At 60.5% G+C, this 25,881-nt stretch carries 23 protein-coding genes and 1 pseudogene; 16 read left to right on the top strand and 8 right to left on the bottom strand.

Features of this window, described 5'->3' with window-relative positions:
• From ATY29_RS17190 to ATY29_RS17200, 3 genes are all read right to left on the bottom strand, one after another.
• Positions 1 to 1,020 (bottom strand): ABC transporter permease, encoded by a 1,020-nt coding sequence (locus ATY29_RS17190; RefSeq protein WP_097537020.1) that lies wholly within the window; start codon positions 1,018 to 1,020, stop codon positions 1 to 3.
• Positions 1,010 to 2,560, bottom strand: coding sequence for a sugar ABC transporter ATP-binding protein (locus ATY29_RS17195; RefSeq protein ID WP_097537021.1), 1,551 nt, complete (start codon positions 2,558 to 2,560; stop codon positions 1,010 to 1,012). Before ATY29_RS17195 ends, ATY29_RS17190 begins: the two co-directional genes overlap by 11 nt.
• Positions 2,561 to 2,621: 61 nt before the next feature.
• The gene (locus ATY29_RS17200) at positions 2,622 to 3,635 is read right to left on the bottom strand and encodes a sugar ABC transporter substrate-binding protein (RefSeq protein ID WP_097537022.1); all 1,014 of its coding nucleotides are present in this window, start codon (positions 3,633 to 3,635) and stop codon (positions 2,622 to 2,624) included.
• Positions 3,636 to 4,046: 411 nt separating this feature from the next.
• Between ATY29_RS17200 and ATY29_RS17210 the strand changes: the two genes are divergently transcribed.
• The 5 genes from ATY29_RS17210 (at position 4,047) to ATY29_RS17230 (ending at position 8,123) form a co-directional block, all read left to right on the top strand.
• The gene (locus tag ATY29_RS17210; RefSeq protein WP_097537023.1) at positions 4,047 to 4,910 is read left to right on the top strand and encodes a helix-turn-helix domain-containing protein; all 864 of its coding nucleotides are present in this window, start codon (positions 4,047 to 4,049) and stop codon (positions 4,908 to 4,910) included.
• Between the two features lie 107 nt (positions 4,911 to 5,017).
• A complete protein-coding gene (locus ATY29_RS17215; protein ID WP_097537024.1) occupies positions 5,018 to 5,464 on the top strand; it encodes a VOC family protein in 447 nt (148 codons plus the stop codon).
• Positions 5,465 to 5,511: 47 nt separating this feature from the next.
• On the top strand, positions 5,512 to 6,558 hold the full coding sequence (locus ATY29_RS17220; RefSeq protein ID WP_097537025.1) for an ABC transporter substrate-binding protein: 1,047 nt from the start codon (positions 5,512 to 5,514) through the stop codon (positions 6,556 to 6,558).
• A gap of 9 nt (positions 6,559 to 6,567) precedes the next feature.
• Complete coding sequence (locus tag ATY29_RS17225) at positions 6,568 to 7,356, top strand: ABC transporter ATP-binding protein (RefSeq protein ID WP_097537026.1); 789 nt, start codon at positions 6,568 to 6,570, stop codon at positions 7,354 to 7,356.
• On the top strand, positions 7,353 to 8,123 hold the full coding sequence (locus tag ATY29_RS17230) for an ABC transporter permease (protein ID WP_097537027.1): 771 nt from the start codon (positions 7,353 to 7,355) through the stop codon (positions 8,121 to 8,123). Before ATY29_RS17225 ends, ATY29_RS17230 begins: the two co-directional genes overlap by 4 nt.
• A gap of 128 nt (positions 8,124 to 8,251) precedes the next feature.
• Here the strand turns inward: ATY29_RS17230 and ATY29_RS17235 are convergent.
• Positions 8,252 to 9,093, bottom strand: a pseudogene (locus ATY29_RS17235) (alanine--tRNA ligase-related protein).
• A 74-nt stretch (positions 9,094 to 9,167) separates the two neighbouring features.
• On the opposite strand from ATY29_RS17235, the gene ATY29_RS17240 reads away from it, so the two are divergent.
• From ATY29_RS17240 to ATY29_RS17260, 5 genes are all read left to right on the top strand, one after another.
• Entirely contained in the window at positions 9,168 to 9,599 is a 432-nt protein-coding gene (locus tag ATY29_RS17240; protein WP_097537028.1) for an antitoxin Xre-like helix-turn-helix domain-containing protein, read from the top strand.
• Positions 9,596 to 10,078, top strand: a complete 483-nt coding sequence (locus ATY29_RS17245; RefSeq protein WP_097537029.1) for an RES family NAD+ phosphorylase — start codon at positions 9,596 to 9,598, stop codon at positions 10,076 to 10,078. Before ATY29_RS17240 ends, ATY29_RS17245 begins: the two co-directional genes overlap by 4 nt.
• A 252-nt stretch (positions 10,079 to 10,330) precedes the next feature.
• Complete coding sequence (locus ATY29_RS17250; RefSeq protein WP_097537030.1) at positions 10,331 to 11,416, top strand: polysaccharide pyruvyl transferase family protein; 1,086 nt, start codon at positions 10,331 to 10,333, stop codon at positions 11,414 to 11,416.
• 20 nt (positions 11,417 to 11,436) lie between these two features.
• The gene (locus ATY29_RS17255) at positions 11,437 to 12,963 is read left to right on the top strand and encodes a lipopolysaccharide biosynthesis protein (protein WP_097537031.1); all 1,527 of its coding nucleotides are present in this window, start codon (positions 11,437 to 11,439) and stop codon (positions 12,961 to 12,963) included.
• Positions 12,964 to 13,098: 135 nt separating this feature from the next.
• Positions 13,099 to 14,190, top strand: coding sequence for an acyltransferase family protein (locus ATY29_RS17260; protein WP_097537032.1), 1,092 nt, complete (start codon positions 13,099 to 13,101; stop codon positions 14,188 to 14,190).
• A 22-nt stretch (positions 14,191 to 14,212) separates the two neighbouring features.
• Here ATY29_RS17260 and pdxA read toward each other — a convergent pair whose 3' ends face one another.
• The 4 genes from pdxA to ATY29_RS17280 all read right to left on the bottom strand — a co-directional run bounded on the left by pdxA (position 14,213) and on the right by ATY29_RS17280 (position 18,802).
• Positions 14,213 to 15,196 (bottom strand): 4-hydroxythreonine-4-phosphate dehydrogenase PdxA, encoded by a 984-nt coding sequence (gene pdxA / locus ATY29_RS17265; RefSeq protein WP_097537033.1) that lies wholly within the window; start codon positions 15,194 to 15,196, stop codon positions 14,213 to 14,215.
• Positions 15,197 to 15,210: 14 nt separating this feature from the next.
• Positions 15,211 to 16,344 (bottom strand): iron-containing alcohol dehydrogenase, encoded by a 1,134-nt coding sequence (locus tag ATY29_RS17270; protein WP_097537034.1) that lies wholly within the window; start codon positions 16,342 to 16,344, stop codon positions 15,211 to 15,213.
• A gap of 356 nt (positions 16,345 to 16,700) precedes the next feature.
• Positions 16,701 to 17,885, bottom strand: coding sequence for a sialidase family protein (locus ATY29_RS17275; protein WP_097537035.1), 1,185 nt, complete (start codon positions 17,883 to 17,885; stop codon positions 16,701 to 16,703).
• 11 nt (positions 17,886 to 17,896) lie between these two features.
• A complete protein-coding gene (locus ATY29_RS17280) occupies positions 17,897 to 18,802 on the bottom strand; it encodes a dihydrodipicolinate synthase family protein (protein WP_025418092.1) in 906 nt (301 codons plus the stop codon).
• 327 nt (positions 18,803 to 19,129) lie between these two features.
• Here ATY29_RS17280 and ATY29_RS17285 point away from each other — a divergent pair, with 327 nt between their 5' ends.
• The 6 genes from ATY29_RS17285 (at position 19,130) to ATY29_RS17310 (ending at position 25,874) form a co-directional block, all read left to right on the top strand.
• A complete protein-coding gene (locus ATY29_RS17285; protein ID WP_097537036.1) occupies positions 19,130 to 20,767 on the top strand; it encodes an ABC transporter substrate-binding protein in 1,638 nt (545 codons plus the stop codon).
• Between the two features lie 131 nt (positions 20,768 to 20,898).
• Positions 20,899 to 21,855: an ABC transporter permease gene (locus tag ATY29_RS17290; protein ID WP_097537037.1), complete on the top strand. Its 957-nt coding sequence runs from the start codon at positions 20,899 to 20,901 to the stop codon at positions 21,853 to 21,855.
• 2 nt (positions 21,856 to 21,857) lie between these two features.
• On the top strand, positions 21,858 to 22,817 hold the full coding sequence (locus ATY29_RS17295) for an ABC transporter permease (RefSeq protein WP_097537038.1): 960 nt from the start codon (positions 21,858 to 21,860) through the stop codon (positions 22,815 to 22,817).
• Entirely contained in the window at positions 22,814 to 23,821 is a 1,008-nt protein-coding gene (locus ATY29_RS17300; protein ID WP_097537039.1) for an ABC transporter ATP-binding protein, read from the top strand. Before ATY29_RS17295 ends, ATY29_RS17300 begins: the two co-directional genes overlap by 4 nt.
• Entirely contained in the window at positions 23,821 to 24,813 is a 993-nt protein-coding gene (locus ATY29_RS17305; protein WP_097537040.1) for an ABC transporter ATP-binding protein, read from the top strand. Before ATY29_RS17300 ends, ATY29_RS17305 begins: the two co-directional genes overlap by 1 nt.
• Positions 24,810 to 25,874 (top strand): four-carbon acid sugar kinase family protein, encoded by a 1,065-nt coding sequence (locus tag ATY29_RS17310; RefSeq protein WP_097537041.1) that lies wholly within the window; start codon positions 24,810 to 24,812, stop codon positions 25,872 to 25,874. The genes ATY29_RS17305 and ATY29_RS17310 overlap by 4 nt, the downstream gene beginning before the upstream one ends.
• Positions 25,875 to 25,881 lie beyond the last annotated feature (7 nt).

The following is a 25,881-nucleotide window of genomic DNA, read 5'->3' on the forward strand; positions in this document are numbered from 1 at the left end:
TCAGGCCTCCTGCCGGCGCAGCAGCGTGGTGGCGGAAACGACGATGAGAATGAGCACGCCCTGAATGCCGCTGACCAGCGTGCTTGAAATGTTCAGCAGCTGGAAACCGTTAGTGAGGAAGCCGACCAGCAGGGCTGAGAGCAGCGTCCCGGTGGCCGTGGGAACCAGCCGGCGCGAAAAGACCGAGCCGAGCAGGGCTGTCACGACAATGGGCAACAGCATCTCGCCCGAGCCGGTCGTGCTGCCGCTCAGATAGGAAACCGACAGGATACCGGCGATGCCGCCGGTGAGGCCGCTGGCGACGAAGGCGCCGGCGAGCAGACGGCGAAGCGGGAGACCGGCGGCACGTGCCGCATCCGGAAACTCACCGACCGCGTAGAGGCGCAGGCCGAGTGGGGTATATTGCACGATCGCCGCGGTGATCGCTGTGAAGCCGAGGAGCACATAGGCAAGAACAGGAATGCCGAAAACGTCCGAGGCCGAAAGCGCCGACAGGAAAGGCGTCGAAGCCGGAAGGACGGTATTGCCGGTCAGCACCAATTCCAGGCCGGCGACGACGTTCATCACGGCAAGCGTGGCCAGCAGCGGCACGATGCCGGCATAGACCACGGCGATGGCATTGACTGTGCCGATCAGCGCACCAGTCGAGATCGCTGCCGCAATCGCCGCCGTGTCGCCGTAGCCGAGTTGCGTCAGGCTCGCATAGACGGCGCCGCTGAGGCCCATATTGGCAGCGAGCGACAGGTCGATGCCGCCGGTGACGACATTGGAGCCGCCGGCGATCAGCACGACCGTCAGGCCGATGGCAAGCACCCCTGAGATCGTCGATTGGCCAAGCACATTGCCGATATTGCCGATGCTGAAGAAATAGGGAGCGGTGAGCGAAAAGACGATCAGGATGGCGGCGAATGCGATCAACGATCCGAAGCGCAATGCCGTAGCCGCAAAGTTGCCGGCCCGCCGGTGAGGGGGTTCCGAAACGGAAAAATCGGAAGGCGCGAATTCCACTTCAGCCGACATGGCGATGTCCCTCGGATGATCCGGTCGATTGAGCCAGTACGGCATCCGCAGTGGTCTCCGATGAAATGAATTCCCGCACCACGCGCCCGCGGAAGAGCACAAGAATGCGATCGGTTATGCCGACGAGTTCGGGCAGATCGGACGACAGCACGATGACGCCGGCGCCGCGCGCCGCGAGTTCGCCGATCAGCGTGTAGATCTCGACCTTGGAGCCGATGTCGACGCCGACCGTCGGCTCATCGAGAAGATAGATCTCGGAATGGCGGCTCAGCCATTTGGCGATGGCGATCTTCTGCTGGTTGCCGCCCGAAAGCGTGCGCAGCAAAGCGTCGCGCCCATTGGTTTTCACCTGCAGCCGCGTGATCAGAGCATCGACCTCGCGCTGTTCGCGTTTGCGGTCGAGAAAGCCGAAACGCGTGAAGCGGCCAAGGCTGGAAAGGCTGGTATTTTCCGCAACGCTGAGATCGAGCGCGACGCCGTGGCGGCGCCGGTCCTCCGGCACCAATGCGATCTCGTGGTCGGCCGCCTGCGTGGGATTGGCGAAGCGGGCGCTCTTGCCGCGAATCTCGATACGACCGTAGGCCGAGGTCTCGAGTCCGAAGAGGGTGCGGACCAGTTCCTTGGCGCCGGAGCCGAGCAGGCCGGTGAGGCCCAGCACCTCGCCGCGGTGAAGCGTGAAGCTGACGTCGCCGTATTTTCCCGGCGCTGACAACCGCGCGACCTTGAGGATCTCGTCGCCCGGCGTCACCTGAGGCTTCGGAAACATCTCCTTGATGTCGCGCTCGACCATTAGCCGTGCAATCGCTGAGGCCGAAGTCTCGCCGATCGGCACAGAGGCAACATCAAGCCCGTTGCGCAGCACGGTGACGTGATCGCAGAGCTCTTCGATTTCGTGCAGGTAATGCGAGATATAGATGATGGTAACGCCTTCGTCACGCAGACGCCGGATCAGCCGGAAGAGGATATCGGCCTCACGGCGCACCAATGCGGCCGTCGGCTCGTCGAAGACGAGCACTTTCGGCTGATTGAGGAGGGCGCGGATAATTTGCACGATCTGCTTTTCGGCGGTCGACAGCTCGCTGATCAGAGCCGCGTTCGGCAACCGGATGCCGAAATAGTCATTGAGAATATCGGTCGCGCGGCGCTGCATCAGACGCCGGTCGAGGAAAGGCGTGCCCGCAATGCGCGGTTCCCGGCCGAGAAACAGGGCTTCTCCGACGGTGAAGGTCGGGACCAGCAGCCGATCCTGGTGAATGAAATGGATACCGAGTTCTTCGGCAAGATGCGGCGTCAGCCTGTCGAAGGTCTGTCCCCCGATCTCGATGCGGCCGCCATCCGGCTGGTAAAGACCGGCCAGCAGCTTGATCAGCGTCGACTTGCCGGCGCCGTTCTGGCCGACGAGGCCGTGGATGGTGCCGCGCCTGACGAGCAGCGATGCGCCGGCCAGCGCTTGCGCGCCGCCGAAGTGCTTGACGATGCCTTCGAAGCGGATGATGTCGTCGCACGCCGTCACCGGCTGCTTCAAGGAAATGGCCGTCATGTCGATCTCTCCGGGCAGATTCCGAGCGATCCGGTCACGGCCGGATCGCTCGGGAGCCTTGTCAGCCGATGCCGAGCTTCTTGGTGACTTCGCCGACATTGGCCTTGTTGGCGAGCAGGGCCGAAACATAGGTCTCGCGCGGCAGGGTCTGGCCGGCGAGCAGCTTGGCGACGTTGCGGATGGCGGTGCGGCCGATTTCCGCCGGCTGCTGCGCGACGTCGGCGCCGGCCGGTGAATTCGGATCGGCAACGAGCTGCAGTACCTCAGGGCTGCCATCGACGCCGTAGGTGCGGATTTCGGTCCGCCCGGCGGCAGCCAGAGCCTGGGTCGCGCCCAGTTGCGGAATATCCCAGGCCGACCAGATCGCCTTGATCGAACCCTTTTCCGGATACTTGTTAAGGATTGCGGTGATCTGCGTGAAGGCGTCCTGCACGGTATTCGGGATGACGTCGCGCAGCTCCGGCTGGAGGATTTTCACCTTCGGGAAATATTTGACGACATTGACCAGCTGATCGTAGCGAATCGCGCAAGGGGTGACGCCGTAAAAGCCGTTGAAGACGACGATATTGCCTTCGCCGCCGATATCGGAGACGAGCTGCAGCGCCAGGTCCTTGCCGATGCCCCAGTTGTCGGAGGTAGTGTTGTTGATCGAGTTGGTCGAGCCGACGTCGACGGTCAGAACCGGGATGCCGGCGTCACGCGCCTTCTTCAGCCAGGGATCGATGACGCTGAGCGTGCCGAGGATCTGGACGATCGCATCCGGCTTCTGGGCAATCAGCGTCTGCAACTGCGAAACCAGCTTGCCGTCGTTGCGTCCGGCATCGACGGCGATCGGCTCACCCCCGAGGCGCTTTACCTCGTCGATCTGGGCGTTATAGGCCTGCAGGTCGAAAAAGTGATCGGTGCCGGTTGCGCTGATGGCGATGCGTTTGCCCTTCAGCGACAGCTCGTCGCCGGCTGCAAAGACCGGCTTCTGCCCGACCAGTGATGCACCCGCGACGGCGACCCCGGCCGCTGCGGACAGTTTCAACAGATCTCGTCTTCCGAAGCGGCTTCCGGACTTGTCGTTGCTCATTACCACTCTCTCCAATTAATTATGTCTATAGATTAAATGGATTAATGCGGATGAATAGGAACGAATTTCCAAAAGAACGATCTCCTGGGAAAAGAGTGGACGGAACAAAAGAAAATCCCTGGCCGCGATTTGCCGCGACTGAGAATGACTTCGGATGCCCCGACGATCTGGCGACTGGGTCCGCCGCCACTGATCAAGAAGAAGATGCAGTGCATAATTCTTGCGCATGTGCCCAAATTTGCCGAGGAAAAATTCCTGCTAAGCGCGGTGCAGTGTGGCGCGACAGCGAGTGTGAAATCAGGATTTAGATGAGCACGATCTGGCTTTATGCCACAACGTTGATATCGAACGCGAAGCTTTGATTCCACTTGGCGCGCAACTTGCCTCTCCCCCGTCAGGGAGAGTGAAACAATGCCCGATATCGACCCGACGATTTTCTCAATAAGCCGGCCATCCCTTGGAGGCTACAGGGCCTTCGTTCAACGCGACATGATCGTCGAGACCTATCGCAGCGCCGCGGGGCAAATGGTTTCGAGGGGCTCCCTTCATAGAATATCGATCAATCGAACGGCCCATGGCAAATATGCCTATCGGCTTGGAACAGGGGCATTCCGCAAAGTCGAGCGACCGCCGTTCACCCTGGGATTTCAACCCGCCGCCACGGTTCTTGAAGTCGATGGGGATGCGGCGGATTATATCTCGATCTTCCAGTCACCTGCGCTCTACAGCAGCATTGGCGGCTCCCAATTTGATCCCGAGCATTGGGATAATGATGCACTCAGCGCCACGACGGATCCGACAACACTGCAGGTCGCGCTGTCCCTTGCATTTGTCGCCGGGAAGACCGAGCGCGACGACCCGCTTTTGATGCAGCACCTGGGGATGGCGCTTGCCTGTTGCGTTGTAAAGCTGCTGGGCGCCAAACCTGAAGCCGGCGATCGTCCGCTGACGTCGGACAATCTCCGACGGGTGATCGATTACATCGAGAACCTGCTTGGCAAATCCGATCTGAGTGTCGAGGAGCTGGCCGGGGTGGCCCATATGAGCCCCTTTCATTTCAGCCGGGAATTCAAACGGGCGGCAGGGATGGCGCCGCATCGCTTCGTTCTGGAACGCAGGATCGAGCGGGCGCGACTTTACCTCGCAGATGGCAAGGAAACGCTCGCAAACATCGCTTACGCCACAGGCTTTTCGAGCCAGGCGCATTTCTCCAGCGTCTTCCGTCGTCTGATCGGGGCGACACCGAAGGAGTACCGACGATCGGTCCGTCTTTGAGCCGGCAGCCGCCGATCGCAAATCAGCAATTTTTCGAAAGACAACCGCACGAATTTGAAATCTCTTGAGGCTGCGGTCTGCGAGGCTTTTCCCACCAGGAGGCCTATATGACCGCTTTTGCCCAAGCCAATCCGATTACCGATATCTGCTTTTTGGTCGAGGATATTGACCGGGCGTCGGACTTTTATGTCGAACGGCTTGGCTTCAAACCACGCCGCCGGGCTCCCGGCTTTGCCGATTTCAAAGGAGCGGGTGTGACACTGGCACTCTGGCAAATCGAGCATATTGCCGAGTTTACCGGCGTCTCGGGCCTTCGCGCGCCCCCAGGCGTGCACAAGGCTTGCGCGGCCATCGAGCTCGCCTCGCCGGAGCAGGTCGATGCTGCTTATCAGGAGCTGAAGGCCGCGGGCGTGCTCTTCCAGGCGCCGCCACAGGACTATGTCTGGAACGCGAGATGCTGCTATTTCGCCGATCCCGATGACAATCTCTGGGAAATCTATGCATGGTCCGCAGGCGGCCCGATCGGCGACATCGAACCGCAAGAGCGAGTGTAAGCGGCCCGGCCAGCCGTCCAACAATTCAACAAGGGGAAGGCAAGCAAATGAACCGGGATGACAGGAAAATCGTGGTCGATAGGCGCACTGTCCTGAAGGGCGGAGCCTTTGCCCTTGCTGCTGCGTCGGCGGGGATCAGCGTGTTTGTGCCTCGTCATTCGAACGCCGCCGCATCCAAGGTCGTCGTCAAATACGATTGGCTGATGAGCAACGGACAGATCGGCGATATCGTCGCAGTCAAGCAAGGCCTGTTCGAGGCCGAGGGGCTCGACGTCGAGTTTTCCCCCGGCGGTCCCAATTCGGCAACGGTGCCACCCGTGATTACGGGTGATGCGCAGCTCGGCCAATTCTCCGATTCGGCACAGCTTCTTCTTGCCCGGTCATCCGGCGTGCCGATCAAGATCTTCGCCTGCGGTTTCCGCATGGCGCCTTTCGCCTTTTATTCGCTCCCCAAGGCGCCGATCCGCACCGTCGAGGATATGGTCGGCAAGCGCATCGGCATCCAGCCGACGGCCCGTTATGTGCTCGATGCTATCCTGCTGAAGAACAAGATCGATCCCTCGAGCCTGACCATCACTAATATCGGCTTCGACATGACGCCGCTGATGACCGGCCAGGTCGATGCGGTGACCGGATGGATCACCAACACCCAGGCCCTTTCCATCATCGGCCCCGACCGCATCGATCTGATGATGAAGGATACAGGCCTGCCCTCCTACGCGAACGTCTATTTTGCCACTGACGATGCCGTGAGCGGCCATGCGGAGACACTGGCAAAGGTGCTGCGTGCCCTCGCCAAGGGCTGGGCCTGGACGCATGAACATCCTGAAGAGGCGGTCAAATTGACGGTGGAGGCCTATCCGCAGCTCGATCTTGCCGTGGAGCTGAAGACAGTACCGCGCATATTGTCGCTGAGCTTCGACGCAGCGACCGGTAAGGATGGCTGGGGCAGCTTCGATCCGGCAGCTCTTGCTGAGCAGATTTCCGTTTACGACAAGATCGGCCAGTTCAAGAGCGGCGCGCCGAAGCTGGAGGACTGCTATACGACCAGGATCCTGGACATGACGGCGGATGACCGTCCGAAGATTGCGTGAGAGAGCGGATTGCCCGAAGCGGTGGCTATCGAAACCAAGGATTTGGCTATTGGCTATGCCGGCGTCGCCGAGACGACCCGCATTCTGTCTGGCGTCGACCTCAGCGTCGGCAGGGGCGAATTTCTGACCATTCTGGGTCCTTCCGGCTGCGGCAAGTCGACCTTCCTGCGTGCGGTGGCGGATCTTCTCCCGCCGCTTGACGGGCAGCTGTCGGTGCTCGGCAGGACAGCATCGGAGGCGCGCCGGCGGCGCGAAGTCGCCTTCGTCTTTCAGGACGCAACGCTGTTGCCTTGGCGGACCGTGAGGGAGAATGTCGAGCTGCCGCTGCAGGTAGGGAAGAAGAACGTCTCGCGATCGGTCGATCCGCGGCCCGACCATTGGATCGAGCTGGTCGGCCTGTCGCATCTGGCCGACCGATATCCGCATCAATTGTCCGGGGGCCAGCGCCAGCGCGTCGCCATAGCGCGGGCGCTTCAATGCGAGCCGGATATCCTGCTCATGGACGAGCCGTTCGGTGCGCTCGACGAGATCACCCGCGAGCGACTGAACGACGAGCTTCTGGAGGTCTGGCGCCGCACCGGCACGACCGTTCTGTTCGTGACCCATAGTGTTGTCGAGGCGATCTATCTCGGCGGACGCGTGCTGGTCCTGGCGGCCAATCCGGGCCGCGTCCAGGCGCTCATCGATCTTACGCCGCTGAAAGACGAGCGCGGCCTCTGTCGGCGCGAGAGCCTCGATGTCCAGGAGACCGCAGCCCATCTGCGCCAATTGCTCCAGCAGGGGAGTTCGGCTACATGACGCATCGTCCGCTGTCCCTTGCCGAGGCCGTCGGCCTTCCTGTTATTGGCGCCCTTTCGCTGCTCCTCGCCTGGCAATGGCTGGTGCCGGCCCTCGGTATTCCCAGCTATATCGTCCCGACGCCGCTGGCGATCCTGCGTACGCTTGCAAGCGAATGGCGCTTCCTGCTGTCGAACGCCGTTCCGACATGGGGCGAGGCGGGCCTCGGTTTCCTCTTGGGCAATAGTCTCGCCGTGGTCCTGGCGGTTGCCTTCGCCTATAATCCGCGGTTCCAGGCCGCCTATTTCCCCGTTGTCCTGCTCTTCAATACGATTCCCGTGCTTGCGCTCGCGCCGATCATTATCCTCATCTTCGGCCTCGGCATGTTTCCGAAAGTCATCATCGCTGCTCTCATCTGCTTCTTCCCAACCCTGGTGAATACTGCCCGGGGCCTCAATCTGGCGACTGCGAGCGAGCTTGACCTGATGCATGTGCTTTCCGCGAGCGGCTGGGAGACGTTCTGGCGCCTGCGCGCTCCACGGTCGGCCCCCTTGCTCTTTGCGTCGTTGCGCATTTCCGCAACCACCTGTGTGATCGGCGCGATCGTCGGGGAGTGGATCGGCTCGAACCAGGGGCTGGGTGCTGTCATCATCCAGTCGACATTCAATTATCAGGCCGAAAGGCTCTTTGCCGCCGTCGTGCTTGCCTCCTTCTCCGGTATCGTCTTTTTTGCCGGTGTTGCCCAGATCGAACGGATTTTCCGACGGCTGCAGTTAGGGCGAAGCTGAAAGCGTTCAATGCGGTCAACACATCTCGATGGCTCTAGCTCGTCGCCAGGGTGGGCGTGGCCGAAACGCTAACGCTCTCCAGGATATGACAAGGCCTCCCGCTGTTGTCTCGGGAGGCCTTGTTCCGGCTATTCGTCCATCGTTTCCCGGATGTCGGAGAGATCGATGCCATGGGTGTCGAACCACCAGTCGGGACTCATTTCAGCATAGCGGTGACGCAGGCGCAGATATTGTACGCGCCCGCGTCTGGCGTCGACCTCTTCCTGAAAAAGGGATGATCGAGCGTGCCGCCCATTTTGTAGATGCGGCGGAGCAGCTTTCGCAAGACGTAGCCCTGCTCCTTGTTGCCTGGTTGGAGGCGCTGTCTACAACCGTCATCACAGTCTCGCATAACGTCTCCAGCGCAAGGTCTTGCGGCGTGCCGTTAACGATCAAGTCGAGACGTTCTGCGCCGAAGCCGACGTCGATGCTGGTTCCGGGCGGATTGGCGATGTTTCCGATCTCGACACCATCCTTGTAGAACTCGGGTACAGTATCCGCTGATGCTGCCATCGCTTCACCTGCAATCCGGATCGGCAACAATGGCCATACGTCCGCCACAGAGCGGCGTCCATTGGCCAGGCGGTTGGGATGGATCGTCGCGTGATCCGGCACGATGCCCAGCGTTCGGAGAAAATTCAAGCCAGAAATCGATGGCGCTGCCGACGGTCATTTCCCGGAAGGAGAAAAGGCCGAGCATGGTGAAGTGGAGAAATCGCCGATCTCGTCAAGGTCGCTCATGCGCAGGCAGGCACCTGGCTGTTTGCAACAGTTCCGCTGTAGGAAGGATCGGAGAAGAGGGGTTTATATTGCTGCATGCCGGCGCTGCAGAAGAGGTGGTGTTATCATGCGGCCGTACGGATTCGATGCGTGCGCCTTCGGGGAAGACAGCGATCTTCGGCGCTAACAGCAATCCGCCGCCACAGGCCAGCCTGCAAATGATGCTCTTGATCATTGGCTCAGTTGAGACTAAATATAACCTCAAGTGAAGAGGAGCCGTTGCCCATGGTAGGATTTTCTATGGTCGCCGACGTTCTAGGATTGCCCGCCAGGGAGCCGGCGTCGCGCTCCGCCTTCGGCCTGCTCTCCAGCATCGAGGCTGGATTGCCGGTCAAGGCGCTCGACCGCATGGCGCTGCTTCTGGCGCCAGGCGACGCCCAGTTCAAATACCGGCTGGTTCCGAAGGCCACCTACGAGCGGCGCAAGTCCAAGCATCGGCTTTCCTCCGACGAGGGCGTGAAGCTCGCCCGGCTCGCGCGCGTCTGGGGCCTGGCGCTCGATGTCTGGCAGGCCGAGGCCGAGGCGCGTGATTTCCTGTTTCGTCCGCATGCGATGCTGGAGGACAGGCGGCCGATCGATGTCGTCATCCAGAGCGAGATCGGCGGGGAGCTCGTGCTTGATATCCTTGCAAGCCTGAAATACGGCAGCGCTGCGTGAGCGCACAGCTTCTTGACCGAACGCTGACATCCGTTCGTATTGGTGATCCCAACGGAACCTACCCGATCTTCGATGCCACCGGCTCGACCATCGCGCCGGGGCGGTGGAACACCTCGGGCAGCCCGATCATCTATACGAGCCAACACTATTCGACCGCGCTGCTCGAAAAGCTCGTCCACGGCAGCGGCAGGCTGCCACCCAACCAGCATTACGTCACGATCACCATACCGCGCGGGCTCAGCTACGAGGTCTTCTCCGAACCCGCCTTGCCGGGCTGGGACAGCATGCCGGCGAACGCTAGCAAGACATTCGGCGAACGCTGGTGCCAGGAGAGGCGCAGCGCCATCCTGCTGGTCCCAAGCGCAGTCGCCCGCGTCGATAACAACATATTGATCAATCCGGCCCATCCGGAATTCCCATCGATCACGGTCAGCCTCCACCAGCCCGTCTTCTGGGATCGCCGTCTGTTCGGGGTGTGATGGGCAGGCTTTCAGCACGTAGCATCCTGTGAACTTGCCGGTTATCCTGGCATCCGCAGATGTTCTTAAGAAGCCGTCCATCGGCTTACGGCAATGTCCGGCGATGCGGGCGAGGTCCGAACCTCGTCATCATCATTTACCTTAAAAAGTAAGGTCAATTTGGTGCGTAGCTATGACGCACGGCGGTCCAATTGACTCTCAGCATTTGGCATGTAATTGCTGATCCGATTTTTAAGAATTCAAGTAGAATATATGTATCATCTCGGCGAACTTGTAATACGACGACAGCAAGAAAAGTTGATTAAATCGGTAAGGAAATTTGTTAGTAAAGGACAGCCTTACGTTATAATGGATTTTCCATCTGCCAAGGATCCTGGGCACCACGCGAGTTGGCTGGGATTGGCTAGGGTATTATACGAAGTAACGGGACGGCATCCGGTGCTTACCGGTGGCGTGGCCAAAAGTATTGATGAAGTAAAAAATACTCCTGGCGACGCGCCAATATTTATTTGTGGGTGGTCAGACTTCGGAGACGGGCGAATCGGCAGGGACGATATTCGTTTTCGTCTGGCATGCAGATATCCGGACCGAACCATCATTCAGATGCCTCAAACCATCGATTTCGCCAACGATGCACTTCTGGAATACGCCAAGCGTACGATTGGAAGGCATCGCAAATTTTTCTTTATGACCCGCGATGAGCAGAGTTTTGGGCTGGCAAAAGCGAATTTCGATTGCGATGTCGAGGCTGGCCCGGACACGGCATTCAGCATCGAGCTGCTTAAACCGTTCGAAGCTGATCCTATGAGGCTACTGTACGTGATGCAGCCTTTTGGAGATGACGACGTTGATATAGCCGAAGCGCGAGCGATTGCAGACGGCCCCCTTACCAATTGGATCAATGGTCCGGATAGTTTGTGGCGCCTGCGCAAGTCGAGTGTCGTCAAGGCGGCAATGCGGCGTGGCTTTAGCCGTGCCCAGATGGTGTCCCAACATCACGAGGATGTCGCTGCTCGGTATGTCGATTATGGCGTGAGGATGCTGTCCGGCGCGCAACGGATCATCACCAACCGTTTACATGGTCATATTCTCTGTCTTTTGCTCAATAAGCCGCATGTCGCGGTTGCGAGAAACGGAAGTAGGCTGCACGACGCCATCGGTAGCTGGGCTAGCGACAGTCCTCTGGTGGAGAAAGCGACAAATGCCGGTGAACTTTTAGCGGCAATGTCTCGCCTTCCGTATGAGATGAACGGAACTTGGTACAAGTCAAGTAGACCCATGGATCTGAGCCCCAGCCTTCCTGCGCGAGATCTAGTCCCTCATCCCTCGATCGTTTGATTCCCAGTAGGAGCTCAGTTTTGTCGGTTGCACGAGACGATGATATTCTATTCAGCCATGTCAATAAGAACCGATCCTCGGCGGCTGTAACGGGTGCCTTTTGGTCGGCGATGAGCACGCTTATCCCGACAGTCCTTACCTTCGCAGTTTTCGTGGTGACGTCTCGAGTCCTCCAGCCTCAAGATTTCGGTCTTGTCGCGCTGGCATTCAGCATCGTGTCGTTTGCCGGCAGTTTTGGACCGACCGCATTTGGCGAAGCGATCATACAGCGAGCCGAAATAAGGCGAAGCCACCTCGATACGATATTCCTGCTTTCGCTTGCTTTTTCATTTTTGATCTACGGAGTTTTGTGTGCAGCCGCTTCGCCTATCGCGGCCTACGTGGGACATAAGGAAATCACGTCCCTTATCTACATCATGGGATTGAAGGTATTCTTCGACTTCACGGCCGTCGTTCCGAATGCGATCGTCAACAGGAAGATGTCATTCCATCTGGTCGCCGTCCGAACTGTTATCGCCACCATTACGTCTGGTTGCATTTGCCTTGTTTTGGTTCTCGCCGGTTTCGGGTTGTGGGCGCTTGCAATTGCGCAGATCGCGGCCACCGCGGCATCATGCGGCGCTGCTTTCTGGGGTGCAGGGTGGTCGCCGGGGCTTCACGTGAAGAGAGAAAGCCTGAACGACCTGCTGCACTACGGCTTTTTTGCATCCGGCACTCGATTTTTACAGACGATGAGCTTGGACAATTTGATCATCGGCGTGCTCTTGAGCCCGTCAGCGCTCGGTATTTACAATTTCTCGAAGCGCTTGTTCGATATGATCAACAATGTCATCGCTGGGGGCTTAACTTCTGTCACCCATGTCTTGCTATCCTCATTGCGGAGCGATCCGAAGAAGGTTCGAGAAGCATTTCTGATGGCGACGTTTGGCTGTGCCCTGGTTTCCTACCCGGTCTTCATTGGCCTTGCTGCCGTTGCCGATGATGCGATCACGACAATTTTCGGTGCGCATTGGATCGAGGCCGTTTGGCCGGTTCGGTTCTACTGCGTTATCGGGTTGATGGCCGGGATCGGCTACGTGCAGGCATCCTTGATCAAGAGCCAGGGGGAGATGGATTGGTGGTTCTACTACCAGCTGGCACGAAATCTCCTCACGCTCGTAACGATCGCAGCTCTTTATCCTTATGGCGTCACAACAGTTGTTTTCGCCATTATGATCGAAGTTCTGTTGTTTTGGCCGATCACCAGCTGGAAGGTTTCGCGCCATATAGAGCTGAGTGTCGGGGCCTATCTGATGCAATTCCTTCGGCCAAGCCTGGCTTGTGCGGGAATGGTCGCTGTGGTTTTGCTGCTGCATGAATCGCTCGTCCATTGGTCGCCTTATCCACGATTGGCCGTGGAAATCGTCGCCGGCGGAATTGCATACTGCTGCCTGATCTTTGTTCTGTGCAGATCTCATCTCAATGTCTTGATCGGCAGCATAAAGCAGGTACGACAGCGCAAAACCAACAGGGACGAGATTGTCGACCCTGTGGCACATCAATCGTGATATCGGGACTCCTCCGTTGCGACCTGCCTTGCGGAGAAGCTACTGATACGTAAAGCAGCGGTCGGCACACACGTCACTTTCAGTCCACTGCATTGAACGCCGCTCAGGCACAAGCGAAATAGGGTAATCGATCAGATGACCAGTCTCGACCGCGGTTATTCGCCATCGACCATTGACGACGCAGGAGTGTCGATTCCCGAGCGCAGCCGTTACTATTCCCTGGATGCAATGCGCGGGTTTGCCGCTATTTGTGTTGTCGCTACACATTTCCAGGAACGATATGCCCCATCGGCCTATCTGGCTGTCGACTTTTTCTTCGTTCTCAGTGGATTTATTATCGCGGAGATTTATGGAAAACGGCTTGCGCGTGGCCTGCCATTCCCCGCGTTCATGGCGGCTCGAATCAAGCGCCTTTATCCGCTCTATCTGATCGGAATTTTGGTCGGTCTCGTCCAGATCATACTGTTAACAAGCTGGGGTCTGCGAGATCAAAGCGTGGTTGACCTGCTGGTGTCGACCGTTGCCAACGGGGTTTTTCTGCCCAGCCCGATGTATTTCCTTCAAACCAACCCGATGCAAGGGATGTTTCCAATCAACGGTCCAGCATGGTCGATGTTCTGGGAACTGTTGGTGAACATAGTCTTTGCGCTATGGCTTTTCCGGCTCTCTGTTCGCGCCCTTTGCGAAGTCGCACTGGTTTCGGCTGCGCTTTTGGTTTTTGTGGGTCTTAATTACGGTATGCTGAATATCGGCTGGGAATGGCCTTCAGCGGTAGGTGGTCTCCCAAGGGTCATGTTTTCATTTACTGTAGGGGTCGTGATCAGCCGTCTATTCGGTGGAATGCCGGCCTGGAGCAAAGGTTGGACGGCGATCGTGCCGTGCCTTCTCCTGATGGTTTTCATGGCCGCACCGGTTCCTTCCCTGCTGCGGCCCTACTACGATTTGACCTTCGCGATAGCTCTGGCGCCGCTCACCGTGATGCTTGGCCTCTTTCTGGAGATGCCGGCAAAAGCAGATAGGTTGGCGACATGGGTTGGCTATATCTCCTACCCCGTCTACATCCTGCACCGCGGTGTGATCGGTGTTTTCAAGCCAGTCGCCGGGTCGATCGGATTGAGCGGCCCTCTCGCCTTTCTCGTGCTTCTGAGTGCAGTCCTATGTTTCGCTTACGGAACTGCTCGTCTCGTAGACAAAACGATGGCCATGCGGGCTCGGCCAGCTCGATAAGCCGCAAACAGATGTCGTATGATCACGCCCTGGGCCGTGGCGAGCGGGCCATCAGCCGGGCATAGGCGATGGCCGACAGCATGTTGACATGGTTGGCTTTGCCGGTGCCGGCAATGTCGAAGGCTGTGCCGTGATCGACCGAGACGCGGTCGATCGGCAGGCCGAGCGAGACGTTGACCGCCGTCTCGAAGGCGACGAGCTTGATCGGGATATGGCCCTGGTCGTGATATTGGGCAATGACCAGATCGAAGGCGCCATTATAGGCGCGGGCGAACACCGTGTCGGCGGAGATCGGGCCGACGACGTCGATACCGCTAGCCTGTGCCTGCTCGACGGCGGGTGCCAGGAATTCCGTGTCCTCGGTGCCGAACAGGCCGTTTTCGCCGCAATGCGGATTGAGGCCGGCGACGGCGATGCGCGCCTTCTTACCAAGGCGCAGGAAGTGCTTGTGACCGGCTTCGATGGTGGCCAGAACCCGCTCGGTCTTGGCGCGTTCGATCGCCCCCTTCAGCGAGATATGGGTGGAGACATGGATGGTGTTCAGCCGCTCGGAGGCAAGCAGCATGAACGAACTCTTCGAGCCGGTCAGATGGGCGAGAAGCCCGGTGTGCCCGTCATGGTGATGGCCGGCAAGGTTCATCGCTTCCTTGTTGATCGGCGCGGTGACGATGACATCGGCCTCACCAGCCATGGCAAGATCGACGGCGCGGGTGATATAACGCACCGAGGCATCGCCGGCGACGGGGCTGACCTTACCGATTTCGGGCAGGGCCGCGCCGAGCACGACTTCGTCGACGGCGATCATGCCATCGCCCGCATCGGCAGGCCCGAATTTGAGGCCGGTGCTGCAGACGCGATCGGCGCGCTCCAGCGCTTCGACATTGCCGACGATGACAAAATCGCGGCGCTCTTTGCTGGGAAGGGCCGCCAAGGCCTTGACGATCACTTCGGGGCCGACGCCGGAGGGATCGCCGAGCGTCACTGCGACTTTCGCATTCCTGTCCATCATCAATATCCCTTCTAGAACGCCGCTGTGTAGATCGAGCGAATGTCGGCGCGCGTGAGATCGCGCGGATTGTTGTCGAGCAGCCGGCGGATGGCAAAGGCATCGTCGGCCATGGCGTCGAGATCGCTTTCCGGCACGCCGAGGCCGGAGAGTTTCATCTCGATGCCGAGTTCGGCGCAGAAAGCGTAGGCCGCATCGAAGACGGATGCGATGTTGTCAGAGGACTGGCGCCCAAGTGCTTCCATCACCGCTTTTGTCTTTTCCGGGGCCGACGGGGTGTTGAAGGCGAGTACATGTGGGAAGATCAGCGCATTCGCCGCACCATGCGCCACATGCCAGCGCGTGCCGAGGGGATAGGCGAGCGCATGGCCGCCGGCGGTGTTGACCGGGCCGAGGCAGAAGCCGCCGTACAGCGAGGCGAGCGAAAGGCCGGCGCGCGCTTCGGCGTCGTTGCCGTCCTTGACGGCGCGGGCGAGATATTTGCCGACGAGCCGCGTTCCCTCGATCGCATAGATGTCGACCATCGGATGGGCTTTGCGGTTGGTGAAGGCCTCGACGCAATGAGCCATCGCGTCGATGCCGGTGGCAGCCGTAGTCCGCGCCGGCACGGTGAAGGTCAGGGCCGGATCGATGACGGCTATATCGGCCAGCATGTGCAGGCTTTCGACGGCAAGCTTCGCCATCGTGTTGGGATCGGTGACCAGTGCGCGGATGCCTGCCTCGCTGCCGGTGCCCGAGGTCGTCGGCACCTGGGCGAGCGCTGCCTTGCGCGGCCCGTGCACCTTGTTCGGGCCGACGACCTCATGCAGCGTCTGCGCGGAGCCGGCAAGAACGGCGGCAAGTTTTGCCAGATCCATGGCGCTGCCACCGCCGAAGCCGACAATGAGTTCGGCATCGGCGCCATTGGCCGCCGCCAGGACTTTTTCGAGGTTGGCGGTATCCGGCTCGGGCGTCACTTCGGAAAAGACGGTGACTTCGCCCGTGAGTTCCAGCACATCGATACGCGAAGCGTTGAAAGCGTCGGAGATGACAAGCGCACGCCTATAGCCTTTTTCGGCAGCCCATTTGCCGAGCTTGCCCGCCGTGCCGATGCCGAATTCGATCAGATGCGGCCGAACGATCGTGATCGGCGAATCCAAGCTGGCCATGAACCAGTCCTCCCTGCAAGATCTTGCGGCAACAATTTCGTCGCCCTCTTTTATTGTAAAGTTGTAAGATCAATGTCAAGCCGGCATTCCAAGGCGCGGAAGTTTTTATCGTCTGATTGTGGTCGGTTAGGCTTTGAAGCTGCGTTTCCGCGTCACAATCTATCGCGATATCATAATGTTAACAAGTATATGTCGACGGAGGGGTCTTCCGGGGACGAAAGACCGGGTGACCGTTTGCCGGCGCATGGCTCTTGTCAAATTGCTGTCGCTTAGTCGCTCCAGCGCCGGTGGCCCTGCATCCTTTCGGGCCCGATCGGATGCAGGTTTACAATCTTCCGGCCGCCGCTTCGATCAGATCAGGGCAGCGATCGCGGGGCCAGGCGCACATATTTGATGGCGCGCCGGTAATAGGTGTAGGCGATATGGAGTGTGCCGTCGCCGCCCTCGATGATCGAGGGATAGGAGAATTCGCGATTCAGCGAATCCTTCGAATTGTTGCTGAGGCAGAAGCCATCGCCGGTATCGAGATCGATGCGATGCGGAAAGCTCTTGCCGCCATCCCTAGAGATCGCCAGGCTGAGCGGCGCCCGGGGCACGCCCCAGACCGCCTTGCGGCCGATATCGGCGACAACAGTGGTCTCTCCCGCCTCGCCACCCTCGATTTCGTCATAGAGCGACTGGCGGCGTGCGTCCGACATCGTCGCATTCGAATGGTTATAAACCATTGCGATTGCTCCATCATTCAGGACGGTGGCCTGGATCGAGGAGTTGTTGTTCGGCAGTTCGGTCGGCGCGGGCGCGCTCCACGTTTCGCCGCCGTCGGACGATCGGCTGGAAAGGATGCTCTCGGCGAAACGATTGCGGTAGAAGGCGATCATTTCGTCGCCGCCGAGCGGCAGGATGTTCATGTGCACGGCACCGATACTGTCTGGAATATCGTGCATCTGCCAGCTTTCGCCGCCGTTCCGCGAGATCAGCACCGCTGCCGTATCGGCGTCGCCGCTCCAGCGCTGGCCGTTGAGGCCGACGCAGCGGAAGACCGGAAGCAGCCAGTCGCCCCGTCCGTTGACGACGATCGGCTGGCGAACGAATGTGCCGGGACTGCCGCAGAGGACCCTGACCAGCCCAAAGCTTTTGCCGCCATCGTCCGATATGCGGCATTTGACAACGGACCCGTCCTGATTGCCCGAGGTTTGCGAGGTATAGAGCAGCCAAGTCTTTCCGTCAGGAGCATTGAAAATCAATGGATTCTGCTCGGATTTCTGTGGGTCGTCGCTCATCTTCTCCGGCTCGGACCAGCGCTCGGCGTCCGGTGCTAACCGCGACATGTAAATCGAAATATCGCCCATGCCCTCCATCGTGCCGCCGAACCAGACGCAGGTCAGCGTTCCGTCGGGCAGAAAAGCGAGATTTGCCGCATGGTTCTGGATGCAGGGCGAGGGCAGGTAGGCGTCGGCCCGGCCCTCGATGGCGGGGCGAGGGGTGATAAGCCCGGTCATCATGGCGGGCACGACTTCCGAAGGCAGGCCGGTAAAGCTCATGGCGGGTCTCCTCAAGGCAGCTTGGCATAGCTTTCGGCAAGTGCGGCGTAGTCCGCCTCGCCGAGCGGCATCAGCGGCGGGCGCGTTCGGCTCCAGGCGGGATTGCCCGTCTTCAGCCCCACCATTGCCTTGATGGTCGGGATCTGGACGTAGGAGTTGGAAAGCGTGCGATAGGCGTTGATACGCGCCTGCGCCGCCTCGACATCGGCGGCGCGCGCCTCGTCATGGACGTGGTCGTAGATGGTGCGCAGCGAATCCGCCACCAGATTGGAGGTGGCGGTGATGCAGCCGGCGCCGCCGGCCTTCAGCAGCGGCAGCAGCAGCGGATCGGCGCCCGCCAGCACCGAAAAACCGGGATGCGCGGCGATAATGGCCTGCATGTTATTGAAATCGCCGGCAGATTCCTTGATGCCGACGACCGTTTCCGGGAAGGCGGCAATCAGCCGGCCGATCAGCGGAATGGACAGCGGCACGCCCGAGACCTGCGGGATATGATAGAGGATGACCCGAAGGCGCGTGTCGGCGACCTTTTCCAGCACCTGCGAATAGGCGGCGAACAGGCCGTCGTCAGAAACGCCCTTGTAATAGAATGGCGGCAGCATCACCACCTTGGTGACACCGAGCGACAGCGCGTGCCGGGTCAGTTCCACGGTCTCCGGAATGGCGACGACCCCGGTGCCCGGCAGAAGCCTGTCGGCCGGAATGCCGGCCTTCACGGCCGCTTCCAGAATGGCGCGGCGCTCGGCTCCGGAGAAGGAATTGGCCTCGCCCGTCGTACCGAGCAGGGCCACGCCATGACATCCTTCAGCCAGCAGCTGCCGGCAATGATCGGTGAAAAGCGCCAAATCCGGCGTGTTGTCTGCCGTCAGCGGCGTCGCGGCCGCACTGAAGACGCCTGTGATCCTGTGATGGCTCATCCTATCCCCTTCGGCGCGTCCTGTCTTGCCGATCCGCGGTCGATCCGCCCGGCTGCGCATCCGATTGTCTTCGTCTGTTTGCGATGGAGTGCTAAGAACTTTTCCATTGCGGCGATTTTGTCAAGAAGACAAAGTGCCTTCATGGGAGAGTAAAAAATTATCTATTTGTTATTGCTGCAATATTTTTCAGCATATATTTTGCCTGAATGAAAACCGCGATTTTTTGTTGACATATTTACAATAACGAGAGAACCATAAGGAACGGATTGTGCTGCGCCTGGCAGGTGCAGGGAGAGCGCCGCCGAATTCACCGTGGGAGGGAATGCCATGTCTTTTGATCAATCTGATAAAACCAATCTATCGCGTCGCAACGCACTGAAGCTCGGTCTTGCGGCCGGCGTCGGGCTCACCGTGTTCGGGATGAATGCCCGCATCGTGATGGCTGACGAGGGCCAGGTCCTGAAAGTCGCACATCCGGCCTTCGACCAGGACTGGTCACCGCTGCGCGGCGGCGGCAGAACCTTCCGCTGGAATTCGATCTGGTGGGCAGCGCCGATGTATTTCGACAGTGAAGGCAATATCAAGCCTTACGTCTTTACCAGCTGGGAATCGGCCGACAACACGGTGTGGACCTTCAAGATCGACCCCAAGGCGGTTTTCTCTGATGGCAGCAAGATCACCGCGGCCGACGTCAAGGGATCGTGGGAAGTCGCCTCGATGCCGAACACCAAGAGCCAGCGCGCCGACCAGGTGCTGAGCAAGGTCAAGGGTTATGCCGAAATCGCCGCCGGCTCCGGCAAAGAGCTGACCGGTGTCGCAACACCCGACGAGGGAACGGTCGTCGTGACGCTTGGTGCCGCCGATCCGATCTTCTTCATGCGCCTGGCAAATCACATCGCGCCGATCACCAAGGCGTCGCAGTCGCGCGGCAGCGACGGCGAGGAGATCATCGACTGGTACAAGCCCGACAGCAAGCCGGTGTTCTCCGGCCCCTTCAAGCTGACCAGCATCGATATAGACGCCGGCAAGCTCACCTTCGAGCCGAATGAGAACTTCTTCGGGCCGAAGCCGAAGCTCGCGCGCATCGAGGTCACCTCGATCGAGGATAATGTGACGGCGACATCGCTGATCAAATCCGGCGAGTTCAATGCCCATACCGAGCTGGTCACCTCGACGATCATCCAGGATCTCGGCCCGGAATTCTCGGCCGGCCCGCTGATCCCGACCAGCCAGCACTTCTGGTTCAACATCTCCCGCGCGCCGATGGATGACCCGAAGGTCCGCCAGGCGCTGATCATGGCGGTCGACCGCGACGGTCTGTTCAAGGCGTCTTATCCGGATGGGCCGCACAAGAAGGCCGACCAGATCCTCAACTCGGTTCCAGGCGCCGAGAATTCCGGCTTCGAGCCCTTTCCCTATGATCCGGCAGCCGCCAAGAAGCTGCTTGCCGAGTCGAGCTATGGCGGACCAGAGCGCCTGCCGAAAATCATGTTCGTCGGCATCTCGGCGCCGGCCATTCAGGCCGCCGCCCAGTTCATTGCCGAGCAATGGCGCCAGAACCTCGGCATCACTGCGGTCGACATGAAGCCGCAGCAGGACGCCTATGCCGGTCCGGACCAGAATTCGGTCCAGATCTTCCGCGACGACGTCGGCACCCGCGTTCCCGATGCCGTCTCCTATCTGGCGGGCTGCATCGCCTCGACCTCGTCGAACGCGCAGAACAAGCTCGGCGGGTATAAAAACGACAAGGTCGACAGCGCCCTTGCCGAAGCGACGACCAAGGCCGCGGACGATCCGCAGCGCATCGCTCTCGCCCAGCAAGCCCAGAAGGCGTTCCGCGACGATTGGGCCTTCATCCCGTGGTATTCTCAGGCGATGTCGCGCTGGGCCACCAAGGAAGTCAAGGGTCTGGACAAGAACCTCGACTGGCAGATCGTCGAGCCGTGGAACATTTCGATCGGTTGATCCGGAGCAATCGTTCCTGGCGATAAACGCGCGGAGGCTGCAAGGCCTTCGCGCAAATTTCAAGAAGAGATGCGATCTGCCGGGCGTCGGCCAAGGACGGGACCGCATCGAACAACAGGTGGGAGGTGGCCTTGCTGCGCTACGTGCTAACCCGGTTTGCCATCTGGATTCCATCCGTTCTGGTGGTGATGCTGGCCGTCTACGCGCTGGCCTTCTATGGCGCCGGCGACCCGATCAAGCTGATCTTCCTGCGCGCCCCGGGCGATGTCGCCTATAATCCGCAGCGCATCGAAGCCATCCGCGAAAGCGCCGGTCTCAACCGGCCCTTCATCGAGCAGTTCGGCCTTTACCTCTGGAACCTGCTGCACGGCCAGTTCGGCAATTCGCTGACCTCGGGCCGCGCCGTCTGGGCAATGGTCTCGGCTGCTGCGCCCGTCTCCTTTCAGCTCGCCCTCTGTTCGATCATCCTGACGACCGTCGTCGCGATCCCGCTCGGCATGATCGCCGCGCTGAACCAGAATTCGCGGCTCGATTACGCCATTCTGGGCTCGGCGCTTTTCCTCTGGGCGATCCCGGCCTATGTCGCCGGCCCGCTGCTGATGGTCGGCCTCATCGTGCTGCTGCCGGGTGCAAGCGTTCCCTATGGCTGGGGCGGCATCTTCGATGTGCGCATCCTGCTGCCGTTGCTCGTGCTGTCCTTCCAGCCGATCGCGCTGATCGTGCGCCAGACCCGGGCTGCCGTCATCGAGGTGCTGTCGGAGGATTTCGTCCGCACCGCCCGCGCCAAGGGCGTGCCGGAGATCATCGTGGCGCTTCGCCACATCCTGAGGCCGGTGTTGACGCCTGTCGTGACGCAGCTCGGCCTGATTATGATCACCATCGTCAACGGCGCGATCTTCGTCGAACTGGTCTTTGGCCTGCCGGGTCTCGGGCGCCTGACGGTGCAGGCGCTGATCAATTCCGACTATCCTGTCATCCTTGCGATCACGCTGATCGGATCGTTCCTGGTGATGGTGTCGAACCTTTTGGTCGACGTGCTCTATCCGCTGCTCGATCCGCGCGCCAACGATTCAAGAAGGAGCCGCTGACCATGTCCGCCATCCCTCTTTCCACCACCGAAGCCGTCGAGGAGCCGTCGGTCAGCCTGTGGCGCGACGCCTGGTACCGGCTGAAGCGCAACAAGCTCGCCATCTTCGGGCTGATCGTCGTGTTGATCCTCGCCTTCACGGCAATCTTCGGTCCTTACCTTACGCCCTACGACTATCTGAGCCAGGATCTCAACGCCCGCAACGCGTTGCCGTCGATGAGCCATCTCTTCGGAACCGACGATCTCGGCCGCGACGTCTTCAGCCGCGTTGTCTTTGGCACGCGGACCGCTTTCCTCGTCGCCGTCATCGTCACCTTCTTCGCGGTGCTGATCGGCCTCACGCTCGGCGCCGTTGCCGGTTTCTTCGGCAATCCCTTCGACCGCGTCATCATGTGGCTGACCGACGTGACGATGTCGGTTCCCAACTTGCTGCTCGTCGTCGTCATCAACGCATCGCTGAAATCGCCGATCACCCGCTGGATGGAGGCGCGTTACCTCGAGACCCTCAATCCCTTCTACCGCCAGACCATATGGGTGGATTTCATCCTGGTCTTCGGGTCGATGGCGCTGATCTCCTGGCCGCCTTATGCTCGTCTGGTGCGCGCCCAGGTGCTGTCGATCCGCAGCCGGCCCTATATTACCGCGGCGCAGGCGCTCGGCCTGTCGAACTGGGTCATCATCAAGCGGTATGTCGTGCCGAATGCGCTGGGGCCGCTGATCGTCTCGGTCAGCGCCGGTCTCGGCACGGCGATGGTGCTGGAAAGCGCCTTCAGCTTCCTCGGCGTCGGCGTCAATCCGCCGACCCCGAGCTGGGGCAACATGATCTCGGACGGCCTTCGCGTCTGGCAGCATTATCCGCATCTTCTCGCCGCTCCGGCGGCCGTGCTCGGCCTTGCCTCGGTTGCCTTCAGCTTCCTCGGCGACGGTCTTAACGACGCGCTCAATCCGCGGGGCAGCAAATGATGGACACTCAAAACACCGAACGCCTGCTCGATGTCAGGGGCCTCACCGTCGAGATCGACGGCCGCAATGGTCCGGCCGTCGTCGTCGACGGCATCGATCTCCATGTCGACAAGGGCGAGACCCTCGGCGTCGTCGGCGAATCCGGCTGCGGCAAGAGCCTCACCATGCTGAGCCTGATGCGGCTGCTGCCGAACAAGATCAAGGTCGCCAAGGGTACGGCCACTTTCGACGGCCGCGACCTGCAGACGATGTCGAATGCCGAGCTGCGAAAGGTGCGCGGCGGCGATATCGGTTTCGTCTTTCAGGATCCGATGACCTCGCTCAATCCGGTCATGCGCGTCGGCGCCCAGATCTGCGAGCCGCTGATTTATCACCGCGGCATGAAGAAGGCTGAGGCCCGTGCCCGCGCCGTCGAGCTGCTGCGCCTCGTCGGCATTCCCGGTCCTGAAGAGCGGCTGCAGGCCTTTCCACACGAGCTTTCGGGCGGCATGCGCCAGCGGGTGATGATTGCGATCGGCCTTGCCTGCAATCCGAAACTGCTGATCGCCGATGAGCCGACGACGGCGCTCGATGTCACCATCCAGGCCCAGATCGTCGATCTGGTGAAGGATCTCAGAACCAAGCTCGGCATGTCCGTCGTCTGGATCACCCACGACCTGGCGCTGATCGCCGGCCTGGTCGACCGCGTCGCCGTGCTCTATGCCGGCACGGTCGTCGAAGACGCACCGGTCGACGAGCTCTATGCCCACCCGAGCCATCCCTATACGCGCGGCCTGCTTTCCTCGATCCCGAAACTATCCGATCCGCCGGCAAGCCGGCTGAGTTCGATCGGCGGCACGCCGCCGGAGCCCGGCCGCCGGCCGAAGGGCTGCCCGTTTGCGCCACGCTGCCCGTTGGTGGAGGCGATCTGTCACGAGAAGGTGCCACAGCTTGAACCTTTGAGCGGCAGCGGCAATCACCGGGCCGCCTGTTTCGTCGTTCAGAGAATGCAGGAGGCGGCATGATGGGTGCTCAACCGCTGCTCAAGATCGAAAACCTGGTCAAGCATTTCCACGTCAAGCTGGGCGCCTTCGGTGAGCGCTCGGCAACTGTCTATGCGCTCGACAATGTCAATCTCGACATCATGGAAGGCGAGACGCTGAGCCTCGTCGGCGAATCCGGCTGCGGCAAGTCGACGACCGGCTTCACCATCCTCAATCTCTACAAGGCGACCAGCGGCAAGGTCGTCTACAAGGGTCAGGATCTCGCGACGCTCGACGAAAGGCAGATGCGGCCGTTCCGCCGTGACTTGCAGATCGTCTTCCAGGACCCTTATTCGACGCTCAATCCGCGCATGACGGTGGGCGAGGCAATCGGCGAGCCGATCCTCTTCCACAAGCTCTGCACAAAAGCCGAACTCAAGGAGCGGGTGGCGGCGCTGCTGACTGATGTCGGCCTGCCCACACGCTTTGCCCAGCGTTACCCGCACGAGCTTTCCGGCGGACAGCGCCAGCGCGTCGTCATTGCCCGGGCGCTCGCCTGCCAGCCGAAATTCATCGTCTGCGACGAGGCGATTTCGGCGCTTGACGTGTCGATCCAGGCGCAGATCATCAACCTGCTGCTCGATCTGCAGGAGAAATACGGGCTGACCTATCTGTTCATCGCCCATGATCTGGCGGTGGTGCGCCATATCAGCACCCGCGTCGGCGTCATGTATCTCGGACGGCTTGCCGAACTTGCCAGCCGCGAGGAGCTGTTCGACAATCCGTTGCATCCCTATACCAGGGCGCTGCTGTCGGCCGTCCCGGAGACCGATCCGGAGCATGAGCGCAGCCGCCAGCGCCAGATTCTGCAGGGCGACGTCCCGAGCCCGCTGAACCCGCCGTCGGGCTGCCGTTTCCACACCCGCTGCCCGATCGCCATGGATGTCTGCAGCAAGGTCATTCCTGTCTGGAAGGAAGCAACGCCCGGCCACCTCGTCGCCTGTCATGCCGTCAGTACGGGTGAGATTCCATGACGCTGAAGGCCGCGATCATTGCCGACGATCTGACGGGCGCGCTCGATACCGGCACGCCCTTCGCCGCCGCCGGCCTTTCAGTCGCGGTCGCCGTCGATGTCGAGGCAGCCCGGGATGCGATCGCCACCGGCTGCGATGTCGTCGTCGTCAACACCGCTTCGCGCGCGCTGAACGAGCGCGAGGCTGCCGAAAGGATCCGACTGGCGGTGGAGATGCTGGGCGGCGCGAAGCCCGGTATCGTCATGAAGAAGATCGACTCCCGGCTGAAGGGCAATGTCGCGGCTGAAAGTCTGGCGCTGGCAGGTGCGCTGGGCCTGAAGAACATTCTGGTGGCGCCTGCCATTCCCGATCAGGAGCGCCTGACCTACCGCGGCTGCGTCGTCGGCCGCGGTGTCGACAGGCCGTTGCCGATTGCCGATCTGTTCGCGGGTGCGGACAATGTTGTGGTTGCCGATGCCGCAGACGATACCGATCTCGATCAGATCGTCGAGGGTCATGTCTGGCTGACGACGCTTGGGGTCGGTGCGCGCGGCCTCGGTGCGGCATTCGCTCGCCAGCTCGGTGAACCACCAGGGCGACGGCCGGTGACGGAATTTGCGGCGACCGCGCGCACGCTGTTTGCCTTCGGCTCGCGCGATCCGATCACCTCAGCCCAGATGAACCGGCTCGAAGCCTCGGGCGCCCTACGTATGGTGGTGGATGCTCCGATGGGGCAGATCGAATGCGGGGAGGGCTTGGCGCTGCCGGTTCTGCTGCGCTGCAGCGGCGACATGGCAGCCGATGCGATGCTCGTCGCCGGTGATTTTGCCGCAGGCGTTAAAAGGGTGATCGACGATACCAGGCCCGATATGCTGATGGTCGGCGGCGGCGATACGGCGCTTGCGGTTTTCCGTGCATTGGGGGTGAGGGTGCTCATGCCGAAGGGCGAAATCGAGGCCGGCATTCCCTGGTTCGATGTCACGGCCGCCGACGGGCGGTCTTTTCGATGCGCCGTCAAGTCGGGGGGCTTCGGTAAGCCGGATAGTTTGTTAAAACTGGTTCTTCGGAATCAGGCGGCATAAGATACCG

Source organism: Rhizobium hidalgonense (assembly GCF_002914525.1).
Taxonomy (GTDB): domain Bacteria; phylum Pseudomonadota; class Alphaproteobacteria; order Rhizobiales; family Rhizobiaceae; genus Rhizobium; species Rhizobium hidalgonense.